The sequence below is a fragment of the Haladaptatus marinus genome, from assembly GCF_051194195.1.
Genome location: NZ_JBLZNK010000004.1, coordinates 603,127 through 616,503 on the forward strand (window position 1 = coordinate 603,127; position 13,377 = coordinate 616,503).

10 protein-coding genes and 1 pseudogene are annotated in these 13,377 nt (G+C 59.0%); 4 read left to right on the top strand and 7 right to left on the bottom strand.

Features of this window, described 5'->3' with window-relative positions; translation table 11 throughout:
* The first annotated feature begins 530 nt into the window (after nt 1-530).
* On the top strand, nt 531-908 hold the full coding sequence (locus ACN2TU_RS16615) for a hypothetical protein (RefSeq protein ID WP_435156890.1): 378 nt from the start codon (nt 531-533) through the stop codon (nt 906-908).
* A gap of 904 nt (nt 909-1,812) precedes the next feature.
* On the top strand, nt 1,813-2,325 hold the full coding sequence (locus tag ACN2TU_RS16620) for an MOSC domain-containing protein (RefSeq protein ID WP_435156891.1): 513 nt from the start codon (nt 1,813-1,815) through the stop codon (nt 2,323-2,325).
* A 17-nt stretch (nt 2,326-2,342) separates the two neighbouring features.
* On the opposite strand, the gene ACN2TU_RS16625 is transcribed toward ACN2TU_RS16620, so the two are convergent.
* On the bottom strand, nt 2,343-2,771 hold the full coding sequence (locus ACN2TU_RS16625; protein ID WP_435156892.1) for a DoxX family protein: 429 nt from the start codon (nt 2,769-2,771) through the stop codon (nt 2,343-2,345).
* An 890-nt stretch (nt 2,772-3,661) separates the two neighbouring features.
* Here ACN2TU_RS16625 and ACN2TU_RS16630 point away from each other — a divergent pair.
* A complete protein-coding gene (locus ACN2TU_RS16630; protein ID WP_435156893.1) occupies nt 3,662-4,423 on the top strand; it encodes an IclR family transcriptional regulator in 762 nt (253 codons plus the stop codon).
* A 75-nt stretch (nt 4,424-4,498) separates the two neighbouring features.
* Here ACN2TU_RS16630 and ACN2TU_RS16635 read toward each other — a convergent pair whose 3' ends face one another.
* Nucleotides 4,499-5,341 (bottom strand): glycoside hydrolase family 18 protein, encoded by an 843-nt coding sequence (locus ACN2TU_RS16635; protein ID WP_435156894.1) that lies wholly within the window; start codon nt 5,339-5,341, stop codon nt 4,499-4,501.
* Nucleotides 5,342-5,866: 525 nt separating this feature from the next.
* Here ACN2TU_RS16635 and ACN2TU_RS16640 point away from each other — a divergent pair.
* Nucleotides 5,867-6,664, top strand: a complete 798-nt coding sequence (locus ACN2TU_RS16640; RefSeq protein WP_435156895.1) for a creatininase family protein — start codon at nt 5,867-5,869, stop codon at nt 6,662-6,664.
* A 52-nt stretch (nt 6,665-6,716) separates the two neighbouring features.
* On the opposite strand, the gene nagZ is transcribed toward ACN2TU_RS16640, so the two are convergent.
* The 5 genes and pseudogenes from nagZ to ACN2TU_RS16665 form a co-directional block, all read right to left on the bottom strand.
* A complete protein-coding gene (nagZ, locus tag ACN2TU_RS16645; RefSeq protein WP_435156896.1) occupies nt 6,717-8,318 on the bottom strand; it encodes a beta-N-acetylhexosaminidase in 1,602 nt (533 codons plus the stop codon).
* 6 nt (nt 8,319-8,324) lie between these two features.
* Nucleotides 8,325-9,491 carry an exo-beta-N-acetylmuramidase NamZ family protein gene (locus tag ACN2TU_RS16650; RefSeq protein WP_435156897.1) on the bottom strand — a complete coding sequence of 389 codons (1,167 nt, stop codon included), beginning with the start codon at nt 9,489-9,491 and terminating at the stop codon, nt 8,325-8,327.
* A gap of 178 nt (nt 9,492-9,669) precedes the next feature.
* Nucleotides 9,670-10,842 (bottom strand): hypothetical protein, encoded by a 1,173-nt coding sequence (locus ACN2TU_RS16655; RefSeq protein WP_435156898.1) that lies wholly within the window; start codon nt 10,840-10,842, stop codon nt 9,670-9,672.
* 283 nt (nt 10,843-11,125) lie between these two features.
* A pseudogene (locus ACN2TU_RS16660) lies at nt 11,126-11,746 on the bottom strand (N-acetylmuramoyl-L-alanine amidase).
* A 692-nt stretch (nt 11,747-12,438) separates the two neighbouring features.
* Nucleotides 12,439-13,275: an SDR family NAD(P)-dependent oxidoreductase gene (locus ACN2TU_RS16665; protein ID WP_435156899.1), complete on the bottom strand. Its 837-nt coding sequence runs from the start codon at nt 13,273-13,275 to the stop codon at nt 12,439-12,441.
* Nucleotides 13,276-13,377 lie beyond the last annotated feature (102 nt).

Genomic DNA, 13,377 nt, shown 5'->3' on the forward strand with positions numbered 1-13,377 from the left:
TGACCGAGGCGATTCACCGATGCTCTCGGGATGTACGTCACTACCATTCATCGAGAATCCGATCGACATTACGATTATCAATCGGGATCCGAAGTCACATCGACTCACCGTCGAAGAGACGAGTTCCTGATCGAGATTTTCGACAATGGCCCGACCGTCAGATTCCTTCGGAGTACGTGTGGCACCGATAGCTGGAAACTCTAATCTATCAGCTAATTCGCACCACAATCGCCAGCCTATCTAATTCTCAAATATGCATTCCTTCGTGCTTGTATCAATCGTGTCGACAGCTTGGCGTTCTCAGCCAATTCTAAGCGCCCGCAAACACACTCGCGCAGAGTCTGAGTGAATTGATCCGTTACTCGACGTATCTACCTCGGATGGTTGGATGATCCGGACTGTCGAATTGTAAAATCATAGACTCTGATACAATTCGCGTCTAAGTCCTTTCACCTGGTGCAACTTCTCACAAGACCCGCATCCACCCGTGAGAAGTAATACAGTATTATTCATGCTATATTCTTTAGTTGGTGACTGTCGTACCCGCGACGATGTTCGCACACGTCTATCAGTATCAGCACGAACAGGTCGAAGACGGTAACCGGACGGCCGGAGAGTCACAGACCGAAGATTCCATCAATAAGGATGCGGAGGAGTATTTCGGCAAAAGCATGAGCGAGTTCGACGCCGAAATCTGGGAGACGGTCGAACACGACGGCGACCCGATTCAACGTCGATCCATCACTATTGATGCGGTCATAGGAATCTCCGTTCCGGAGGAACCTACCGATGAGGACGACCCTGCCCTTCCCGGCCAGTCGATTCAGATCCGAACGAGCGGCGATGAGACGGTCATCCCGCAGGCGGAAATTGTCGAAGTGCAGGATGCGAACCCTGACGAGACCTGATTTCAGCGGGACGTTCTACTGGCTGGTTGAACACTCCCCTCGTCGCGTCTTCGCTTTCGATGAGTAGTGTTGGCGGTCGGATGACGACGTTTCACGGTTTGCCCTCTCGAAGCGAGATGGCGAGTCCATCTCAACTGTCGAGATTCGAACCGATAGCAGAAAGCATTTACCAACACTCGGTTTTGGGTGACATCCTCCCCGCGGTACACGGCGGGGCTTCCCACGCCCGATTACGTTGGTTTGGGAACGTACGTTTACGACCCGACCCGACCCGCCGATGGAAGTGCCACGCCCCCGGTACTCCTATCCTGTATAGGACTCGGAATTACTTGGTTGTTTTCTGTCGGTTGGGTGTCCGAAGGCTTACTTGTTTGGTACGGCAAACACCAAATCAACTGCCAGTTTACGAACAGTCAAATCCGATGGAGTACCATCGAATCGACAATCACAGAACCGTATTGTTGGCACGCAAACCTTCCGATTTCAGTGTTTGCAACCAAAGACGGCGCTGTATCCCCGCCCGAAAGGACGAGGTTTTTGCGCCTGCAATCTTTGATAAACTACCTCAGGTAGGGGTACATGAGGAACATTCTTTCGGGCGCAATCTCGTAGTGGCATCACGGTCTGATTCTGGGTTGAATCCACTCAGGATGGGTATTGCCGGTCGTTCCCTGTGGTTTCGATGTCCGGATCGAAATCGTACACTGTCGACTCGCGATGGATGGCTCCATTGCTCGCTCCACTGTGGTCGTTCAAATATTGCATTTTATCACACGGGTGGATTCATCACAGCATATCGGTCTCTCTCAGCCGTTGAGGACACAGCAGAGACGCTTTTGAACCGAGGTATGGACGAGCACAAACGGTGTGAGCCATTATCTATGTCGGAGTCGAACGGACGACTATGTCCCACGTCACCGATCTCTTCATTGCAGCAGCCGGTTCCGAACCAATGCAGTCGGTCACGGAGGTGCAGGCGGTCGCCAACAGGGGATTCCGGAACGACCGGTATTTCAACGGGACGGGTTACTATTCACCGTACGATGTCTGTCAGGTGACGTTGATTGGCGGAGAAGCAATCGACGAAATCAATCGGGAGTTCGAACTCGATCTGACGGCCGGTGAACATCGGCGAAATATCGTGACGGATGGAATCGATGTTCACGAGTTACTGAACCATCGATTCAGGATCGGCGATACGCTGCTTGTAGGCACACGACCACGCCCACCCTGTGCGCATGTCGAACAGCTCAACGAACAGGATGGTGTTGCCCGAGCGCTCAAACACGGTCGAGGCGGTATCTGTGCGGACGTGGTCGAGTCCGGGCAAATCAGCGTCGGCGATTCGATCACCGACATCGAGTCGATCGATAAAACTGCCAGTATCATCGATCGGCTGCGATCGAAAACTCGGTGATAGGACTTCTTTTGCTTTTATTTGGCGTTCTCGGGCGTCACGCGCGTGTACCACCATGCCCAGAGAATGAGAACACCTTGAAACGGGAGGCGCGCCCACAGCGCAATCCGAGCGATGCCGCGGGCTTGACCGGGAACCGATTCAGGTATCATCTCATTGGTTGCCATGTAGACGTTCGCCGGGAAAACGGCGAGCAACAGTGCGATTAGCCCCCACGCGGATCGACGACGTGTCCGCCGGAGTAACACGCCGATACCGAGGACGATCTCCACGATTCCGGAGAGATAGACGAGCATCAGTGGTCTAGGGAGTTGGGGTGGGATGATTCGAGCGTATACCTTCGGGGCGACGAAATGCAGTACCCCCGCGACGATGTAGACGAAACTCATCACATAGAGGAGCGGTCGTTTTAGCCGAGCCAAAGGAGCGTCGATATGGTCGCTCATACTCGTGTTAGGAAGCGGTCAATGAAAACGGTATTCCATTTCCGGTTCAGGGCTGGTTCACCGCCACTATATTATCGTTCATGAAACAGAGCGTCTAGTTGAATACAGCGGCTGAAGTGGCCATTCTCTGCCGCTCGAAGAAGGATCGGATATCCTTGATAGCAAGCTTTCGTCATCTCTCGTGACGATTCGAAGCGAACAAGCAGTGGAATCGTCCGACTCCCCCGTTTGACTAACATCAATCTACCATCCGAGATATGTTTCAGATGTCGGTACTCCGTTCGTAACCGTCCGCGAGAGCATCGGCTTCGTCGGGCAAGAATGCGAATACCACCCTATAAAATCGAAATTAATCTAAATAAAACTATCTATAGTATTGTATGATATAAAACTTTCTCAGGCGCGACGTTTTTTCCTGAAACGACCGTAGTTGGTCGACGTATCTCCTTACCAGTTGCCCCTTTTCTTCATATGACTGCCGACGAACGCGATTGCTATGGAACGGAGAATTCGACTATTAATCTCGGTATGGGCGCTCATATCGTTCGATTTCTATCGAGATACGACTTGAGCACGTGGAGGGGAAATGACATCAAAACGCGACGAATGTGTAGAAAAATGGATACCTAATTCCGTTCTTCGTGGACGACGAATCGGTACGAAATAGCGATTTATATTGTGTGATCTATTCATTACTGAATCACTCAAAAACTGCATCGAAAATCTGCGAGTGCGTACTCTCGACGACCACATTACTCGACGACAGATGGTGACTATCGACGCTCGACGAACCGATGACTCGTTCGAACCGGTAACGAATGTAAAACATCTCCAGCGTCCACAGAGGAAATTATATTACCTCACCCCCGGAAGGTGGTCAAAGAAGGTAAATGACTGACGAGTCGAACACCCCGGTTCGGACGACCACACGGTCGTTCGACATCATCGAAACCCTCTGTGAACTCGACGGGGCCCGTCTCACGGAGATTTCCGCCCATCTCGATCTGCCCGACAGCACGGTTCACAACCATCTCCGAACCCTCGTCCAGCGGGGCTACGTCGTCAGGGACGACAACACCTACCGCGTCAGCTTCCGATTCCTCGAAATCGGCGAATACGTTCGCTCTCGGCGGAAGATTTGTGAGGTGGCTGAACCCGAAATCGACAAACTGGCCGCCGAAACTGACGAGTCGGCGAGCCTCCTCGTCGAGGAGGACGGACGGGGGGTGTACGTGTACGATGCACAGGCGGATACCTCCATTCCCCTCGATATGCATCCCGGAAAACACGTCGCTCTCCACGCGACCGCCCTCGGCAAGGCCATTCTCGCGTACCTGCCAGAAAGTCGGGTCGAGGAGATCCTCGAACAGCGGGGGCTTCCCGCTCGAACGTCGAACACGATAACCGACCGCGAGGAACTTGTGACGGAACTGGCGACGATTCGTGAGAGGGGGTTCGCCGTCGACAGCGAGGAGCGCGTGCGCGGCGTCCGCTGTGTCGCAGTTGCCATCAAAAACAAGAACGGCCAGGTTATCGGGGCGATCAGTGTCTCCGGGCCGTCAAGTCGCATTCGTGCCGACCCGGACGAGCAACTGTTGCAGGAACTTCTGCGGGCGAAAAATATCGTCGAGCTGAAGTTGGCACACGCGTAAAGCGTTCCCGACGAGACGGCGTTCGCGAGTGACCGGGGAATCGCACCGCCGTGCGATTTGCGTAGCCCGTGCGGGTCAATGGAGTCGGTCGTGCATCGTCCCGATGAGCGTGTTGCTGGGGTCTTGAGATAGTTCCCAGCACATCGCCCCGCCGAATCCGTTGCTCTTCACGAAGTCCACTTTGTTCGCGATGGAATCGATGTTGTCGTAGGAGACGAACGTGTCCTCCGCCGCGGAGTACAGCCACGGTACTTTCGCGTCGGGATGCCAGTGGTACTCATAGTCCGATTGGGGTTTGAGGTTCTGCTGGATGTCGTCGTAGGTCACTGAGGACGCGGAGTCGAACGAGTTGAACAGGCCGTGGTCGCTTGGGTGTTCGTTCTGTACGTTCTCGAAGGTGCGCCCGTAGAACGGGAGCCCGAAGTGTAGTTTCTCCTTCGCTATCGGTTGACTAGCCCAGTACCGCATCGCGTGGTCGGCGGTGAACGTCGGCTTCGCGTTCGGCGCGTCCGGTACGGGATAGAGCGGCGCGTTGAAGTGGGTGCGCTCGTCCCACGTCCCGTGGAGGTCGTAGTTCATCACGTTGAGGAAGTCCACGTCGTCGCTGAACGCACCCACTTCCTGCGAGTCGATAACCGACGGGTTGGCCGACGCCGCCATGCTCAGTTCGTATCGTTGGTCGTCCGCTCGCTCCGCGTCGTCGAGTTGTCGCCGGATTTCACTCAGGAGGAGCACCAAATTGTGTGGGTCGCTCTCTCGAATTGTCCCGTCCGGGTATTCCCAGTCGATGTCGATGCCGTCGAAATTGTACGTCCGTACGAGCTCGATGGCGGTTCGGGCGAACCGCTCCCGCCGCTCTGCGGTGAGGGCAGCATCGGAGAACCGACCGGAGTACCATCCAGCCTGGATGGAGAACATGAACGACGTGTCCGATTGCTCGTTACCGCACGGAACTTCTCGAGCAGTTCGGGGGAGGCGTCGCCGGTGACCGCGAGCTTGACTTCCCCGTTCGACGTTGGTTCGAGGAAGGCGTAGTTCAGGTGTGTAATCTTGTCGTACGGTACGTCACGGGGCCCGTACTCGGTTGCCCACGAGGGGTAGTACCCGACGACGTGCTTGTCGGAGGAAAGGCTGCCGCTACGCTCCTTCCGATGCGCTCCGGTGACACCGCTGACGATCGATAGCGTCGCCAGTGATCCGGTACTCTTTATGAATTTACGTCTCGTTCCGCTTACTTCTTGCTTTGACATCAGATTATCCAATAGAAGTATTGATTAATATATATTGATACAGTGTGGCATCACAGGAATACGAACTGCGGCTGCACCACCTCCATTCGGTGCAGTGGAGATGTGGTCTCCCTCACCCTCCGCGAACGGAGATTCTTTCGGTCGACCCAGGTCGACCCAAATACATATACGGCCGACGCGAGCAATCCCTTCTATGCTTCCAACAGGACGCTCCTCGTCCGTCGCGTGGGCGACGAAGACTCGACGCGAAATTCGTGAAACCGGAACCGACGACGGTTCGCTCGTCGTCATCCCGGTCGGCAGCATCGAACAACACGGCCATCACCTCCCCGTCGCCACCGACACGCTACTAGCCGACGCCGTCTCCCACCTCGGTGCCGAGCGCGCCAACGACGTCCCGCTGCTCGTGACGCCGCCAATCTGGTCGGGCTTCTCGCCACACCATACTTCCCTCGGCGGTACGATGACGCTCGAACTGGAGAACCTCCTCGCGCTACTAGAGAACGTTGCCGACACCGCGCTCGAAAACGGATTCGACGGTGTCTGCTTCGTCAACGGCCACGGGGGCAACGCTTCCGTCATCGACAACGTCGTTAGCACGGTCGGCAAGTCACATCCCGACGTGGAAGTGACCGGCCTGACGTACTTCCAACTCGCGGGGCCGTTCATCGACGATATTCGAGAGAGCGATGTGGGGGGTATGGCCCACGGCGGCGAGTTCGAAACGTCGCTTATGCTCCACCTCCACCCAGATCTCGTGACGATGGCGGACGCCGACGCCGAATACCTGGACGAACCGTACGAGCGTGGAACGCAGGACCTGCTCGTCGGCGGCACGCTCTCTTCGTATCGAGAATTCGAAGAGTATTCGGCGTCGGGGGCCATCGGCGACCCGTCGCTGGCGAGCGCGGCAAAAGGCGAGGAATTGTTCGACCGACTAGGCGACGAACTCGCCGACGTGCTACGCTCCGTATCCGAACAGGCACGGTAGGACGGTAGCGGCGGACGTCCCCGGTTCGAACGTACGAATCACCGGTTCCGACTCACTGATTGTCGCCGGACGTCGGGTCGGGTATCGTGACCGGGAGCCGACCCGTCGATGACCGGATACCGACGAGCACGTCGGCCGCGGCGGCGAGCGACGGGGGCGTTCCGTCGTACGTCGTCAGGTACGTCTCGACGCCGGGGAACGCGGCGAGGTCATAGGGGTTGCTGGTCGCGACGACGATGACGTCCGTGCCGCCCGCGACGAGGTTACGAACCGTGGCCGCCTGCTCCGGATTCGAAGCGGCATTGGACGTGCGAACGACCGTCGGACAGCCGGCCGCCGCGGATTCGGACGCCAGCGTTTCACCGGTGATGACCGACGCGTCCACCGTAACGCCTGCCACCGAGAGCGCCGCCGCGAACGCGCCGCCGTCGTCGCGAACCTCCTCGGCGAGCGAGCCGCGGCCGCCGTCGAACTCGTAGACTGTGATAGGTTCGTCGGAGAGTGGAAGATTGCCAGCGTCGTCGCGGACGAGCGTGACCCCGCGCTCGGCGACGGTGCGTGCGATGGCACGGCAGTCCTCGGCAGCGTCGTCCCACTGCGCGACCTCGACCGTTCCCGCGTCGTACATCCGCTTCGCCCGGAGAATTCGCCGCACTGACCGGTCGATACGGGATTCCGAAATGCGCCCTGACTCGACAGCATCGACGACGGCATCGATGGCCGCGCGCTGTTTCGTCGGGGTGTGGGAGACACAGATCTGATCGCAGCCCGCTTCGACCGCCTGCACACATCCCTCGACCGTTCCGACGCCGTCTGCGATGGCGTCCATTTCCATGCAGTCGGTGAAGACGAGTCCCTCGAACCCCAACTCCTCGCGGAGCAGTCCGGTGACGACTCGCGGAGCGATCGTCGCCGGACGCTCGTCATCGGCGACGGTCGGGAACGCGACATGCGTCGTCATGATCGCGTCGATACCGGCGTCGATAGCGCGGCGGAAGGGGCGGAGTTCGACGCGATCGAGGCGGTCACGGTCGTGGTCGAGGATCGGCAGGTCGCGGTGGGAATCGACCGCGGTGTCGCCGTGTCCCGGGAAGTGCTTCCCACAGGCAACGACGCCCGCGGACTGTAGCCCGTCGGCGAACGCCGTGCCGAGTTCGGCAACCCGCCCGGGGTTCTCACCAAACGACCTGACGCCGATGACGGGGTTGTCGGGGTTGTTGTTCACGTCGAGAACCGGCGCGAGGTTCACGTCGATGCCCAGCGACCGTAGTTCGCCGCCGACGGCTTCGCCAGCCTGCGTAGCGAGTTCAGGGTCGTCGGCCGCGCCGAACGCCATCGCGCTCGGCTGTTCGGTTCCCCACGAGAGTCGCGCAACCCGACCACCCTCCTGGTCGACGCTCACGAGGAGCGGCGGTCCGTCATCCGGGACGAACGCCTGTAGCGTCCGCGAGAGCTCCTGCAATTGATTCGGGGATTCGACATTTCTGCTGAAGTAGATGACGCCGCCGAGTCGCCGTTCGGCGACCAACTCCTCGATTTCGGCGGTCGGCGTGGTTCCATCGAAGCCCGCGATGAACAACTGGCCGACTTTTGCGTCAAGCGACAGCGACGAGATGGTCGATTCCACGTCGGTAGATGGTGTGTGTGTGGCCATCTGTGATCAGTATCGGAGATACTCCTCTCGCACGTCAGCGAACTCGGCGAGGTCGTCCTCCCAGTGCCCAGCGATATCCGCTGCGATGTCTCGGGGTTCGCTCGCGGCGTCCGCGGTAGTGATCGTTTCGCGGAGATAGCTACCGCCCGCGAGTTTGTCGACGAAATAGCCGTCGTCGTACTCGACCCACTCGCATCGGTCGTACGTCGTGAACGCCGACGCGAGAACCGTGAGACCGACCGTTACGGGATTGACGGCATCGCGGTCGAGGACGTGAACCTGTACGCCGGTCACGTTCTCGCGCTCGTGCTTCGAGAACGTGGGGGAGAAGTACGCCGGGCGGAACGCGACGCCGTCCAAGTTTTGGGCCGACAACTCCGCTGCCCATTCGTCGGCGTCCACCCACGGCGCGCCGACGAGTTCGAACGGCTTCGTCGTCCCGCGCCCCTCCGAGAGGTTTGTCCCTTCGAAGAAACACATCCCGGGATACAGCGTCGCCGTCCCCGGCGTCGGCATGTTCGGCGAGGGGTACACCCATGGCAGGTCAGTGTCGGAGAACCAACTCGAGCGCGACCAGTCGCGCATCTCAACCACTTCCAGCGTTGCGCCGATGTTGAACTCCTCGTTGAAATACGTCGCGAGCTCACCGACGGTCAACCCGTGTACGATCGGGAGTTCGTACGCGCCGACGAACGACGAGACCGACTCGTCGATACGGTTGCCCGTGACGGGGAGCGGCGCGATGGGATTCGGGCGGTCAAGGACGACCATGCGTTTTCCGGCGTCGGCCGCACCTTCGAGCGCGTACGCGAGGGTGTAGATGATCGTGTAGAACCGGCAGCCGACGTCCTGCATGTCGTAAACGAGGGTGTCTACGTCCGCAACCATCTCCGACCGGAGCTGGCGCTGTTCCCCGTAGAGGCTCTTGACCGGGAGGCCTGTTCGTTCGTCGATGCTGTCGTCGACTTTCACACCTGCCTGCGCGTCGCCTCTAATGCCGTGTTCGGGACCGAACAGCTTTCGAAGGTCGAATGCGTCGCGCTCGTCGAGCAGGTCGATGGTCGTGTTGAGGTCGCTGTCAGTCCCCGAGGGATTCGTGATGAGTCCGAGTCGGTCGTTGCCGACTGCGTCGGTTCGCTCGTCAAGCAACCGTTCTACGCCCAGTTGAACCATATTTCGGTCATTGCATCGTCGCCTTAAAAATCATTGTGTACCCGTCTCATCCTTCGAGCGACGACCGTGATGTGACCACTCCGCCGGTGAGTGCCGACACACGTCCAACCGCGGACTGTAAACGCATCGAAACAGCCCCGAACTCGGGTAGCGTCGTCAGTTCGACTCGGCGGCGTCACTACCCAAGACGGGGGACGGCGGCGTCGAACCACTCAAAGTGGGCATCGCTCATGAGCGCGTGGTTGTACACGTGCACTTCGTCCGCGAGGTTTGCGACACCGTCGACTATCGTTCGCCACTCGGTTTCGGTTCCGACCACGTCGGGGTTGAGCGTGACGCCAGCGTCGACCGGAACGTCGACCGTCTCCCGATACTGCCGGACTCGACGGCGGGCGAGTTCGCGGTCGTCCGTGTAACACAGCGCGATGATGCGGTCAAGGTAGGGACGAATCCGGTCGAGGACGACGCCCGCAGGCCACCCCTCGTTCGGGTCGCGGCCGAGGCCGTCCGACGCGGAGTAGGTGAGGGCGACCTCGCCACTGGCGGTCGCGATGCGCTCCATGAGGGATTCGATGACCGACGCCCGAAAGTCGAAGAGGTCGTCGAGGACGGGATGTTCCGCGACGAGACGTTCGAGCGACCGCACCTGCGGTGTCGGCTCGCTCAATATACCCTCCACGACCGTCTGGACGACCGAACGAGCCCGGTCGAAATCGACGGGGTGATCCGCTGCTCGCTCCCGGCACGCCGAACAGAAGCATTGTGAGACGAGTATTTCCTCCGGCGTTCCCCGGATAACGTGGTTTTTCGCGTGGCCGAACGTCGCGCCGTGACCGTGAAAGGCGCTCGGGAACCCGAGCGATTCGAGGTTGATGGCCCCGACATCGTAGTCCGCGAGCGAGCGCACGACCGCTTCGAAGTAGGTGCGAACCTCCTCGTGCGACGGACAGAACGCGTGTTCGTGCGCGTCGCCGAACGCGCTCTGGACGCGGAACGCCGGGTTGTCCGCGCCGAGCTTCGAGTTGTGAAAGCAGACCAGCCACGCGTTCACGTCGATGCCGCTCCCCCGGAACAGTTCGACGACGTCACCGAACGGATCCGCACGCCCGTCCAACTCGTTCACCGGCGGGTCGATCGGCGTGTCGGCGAACGCTCCGTTGTCGGGGTCGAAGTAGCAACCCCCTTCGTACGATTCGAACAGACCATCATCCGAACGCGGGTCGAGCGTTCGGATAGAGTGATAGTGTGCGGCGACGGTGACGCTCGTGACTCCCAACTCGGCGAATTCTCGTCGCGTCTCGGCTGGGTCTTGCGAGAGCAGTCGCCACGGATAGCTCCAGACTGCGACCATATCACCCAAGGTACGGGGCTCGTAATAAAGATTACCGGTCGAAGCAATAATCCGACCAAAGTCGTCGTGACGCGTCACCGTTGCATTCAGGGTTTCGTCGCCCAACGCCGCCGAATCCGTCGGTTGAGATTACCATCGCGCGAACGCACGGCGAGCGTGGTACCCATCGCAGTTCAAACGGGTAGAACGACGACGAGAATTAGCAACCAGTGGAGCTGCTACCGCGTCGTTCGTCATTCTCGCGTGAAAAATATCGGCCGGAGCGACGGTGCTCGTACGGCGATCAGTACGAGTTGACGAGGTCGATGTAGTATCCCCAGTCCCAGTTCGCACCGGGGTCGGTGTGGGTGCTTCCTGGAACCTGGGAGTGGGCGATGATGCCGCCGTTGGCCGGATTCGCCGCGTCGTATGGGACGCTCCCCGGATGCTGTTTGGGAACGCCGTACTGGTCACAGAGCCAACTGGCAAGCTTCGCAGACGCGCGATACTGGGCGTCTTCGTAGGTCTCGCTGACCTAACCGCCGTGTTCGATGCCGACGGAGTACGTGTTGTAGTTCGATCCACCGGCGTGCCACGCGATATTCATGTCGGAGACGCTCTGGTACTCGTAGCCACTCTCCGAGATGGTGTAGCGGGCACTGACGTCAGCATCGGGATTCTGGAACCAGTTGACCGTGCTGCTGGCCGACCCCTGGACGGTGTGGATGACGATCCAGTCTATCTTCCCCGCGCCGCGGTTCGCGCCCGTGTAGTTGCTCGAATGGGCTGGCTCCCAGTCGACCGTTGGCTTCGCCGCCGCCGAACCGCTCGTTAGTGCAGTACCACCGAGGCCAACCACGCCAACCGTGGCGGCGCGTTTCAGTACGTCTCGCCGAGTCGAAGTTGCTTTATTATTCTCTTCCATCGCATTCTACAATTAATAGAAAAAATTTAATTTATTTTCTAAACCTAGATATTAGAGTATGACACGTCGTTTTCCTTGATCCCGTCTTCCACCGTCGCATCCGTAACCGGCGACAATTCCGGAGAGTCGAACCGGAACTCGAGAGTCGAACCAGGCATTTCCAGTCGCGCCGACCGTTACCTGGTCGTATCAACCCGGTTTCGTTCACATTTCGCAAATGAATGTTTTCGCCTAGTCGAAACGGGATAGAAACGGTCGCTACCGGCGCTCTGTGAGTACTTCAGGAAATATGACTGGACAGACAAACATTACAGAAATAGAATTGTAATCGGTGTGCATACGGGCTGCTCATCACGTCTTGTCTTGGTCTATCACAATTGGTGGTGGCACACAAGGGGAACCACCGGTTTCGGTCTGGTCGAAAGGGGTTTGGTGACGAGCTACGCGGTCAATTCATCGACGAACCACGTTTGGCCGTCGCTCGGGGGGTGTACGTCGATTCGTCGGAGTCGAAACGGTGGCGAAGAGAATCAGCGATGGGGCGTCACCGTCGTCACGTCGGCAGACGACGAATTACCATTACAACGGGCGAATGCGCCGGTTACGTCAGGTAGATTGTCCGGGGGGTCCTTCATTGCCGTCGCGACGAGCAGTGCAAAAGCGACGACTTCCTTCGTGTCGGTCGAAATCCCTCACGCGCCGCCTCGGTCGTGGGCGGGCGAGTCGTCGATGTCGTACATCATCGTCTCCAGCTGTTGGTCGAGACCGGCCGTGAGACCACCGTCGATGGTGAGTTCAGTACCGGAGATGAACGACGCCGCGTCGGAGGCGAGGAAGGCGACGGCGGCAGCCACATCCTCCGGGCAACCGAACCGACCGACGGGATACTGGTTGAGCCACTCCTCGCGAACCGGCCCCTCGTTGGTCAGCTTCTCGCTCGACGCGTCAGTGATGATGCTGCCCGGACAGACGGCATTCGAGCGGATACCGTGTCGGCCATACTGTGTAGCAATGAGTCGAGACAGCGCGAGGATGCCATTTTTCGCGGCGGAGTAGGCGGCGAGTCCGATGCCGGTTCGCGCGTTGACCGAGGAGACGTGAACCATCGCTCCGCCGCCGGATTCGATCATCGCCGGGAGCGCTTCTCGGGCACAGAGGAACTGACCCTTGAGGTTCACGTCGATGATTCGGTTCCACGTCTCCTCGCTCACTCGGTGGGGGTTCCCGTCGTCGAACGAGCCACCTGCATTGTTCACCAGCACGTCCACACTGCCGTATGCGTCCATCGTCGCCTCGACCATCGCCGAGACGTCGTTCGCGTCGCTCACGTCGACGCGAACGAATTCGGCGGTGCCGCCGTCGTCCTCGATGGCCCCGACCGTCTCCGTGCCGCCGTCGTCGTCCACGTCGGCCACCATGATGGTCGCGTTCGCTGCGGCGAGGCGTTCGGCGACGGCGCGGCCGATGCCGTTGCTCGCTCCAGTGACGATGGCGACCTCGTCCGTTCGATCATAGTTACTCTCAAACATATCCTCGCTGTTTCTGCTGAGAAGGCAACTACTTTGCGCTCTGACCGGATCAGCCATGTTCCACTCACATCTAATCAGATGTGTTACCAAAATATTTTTATA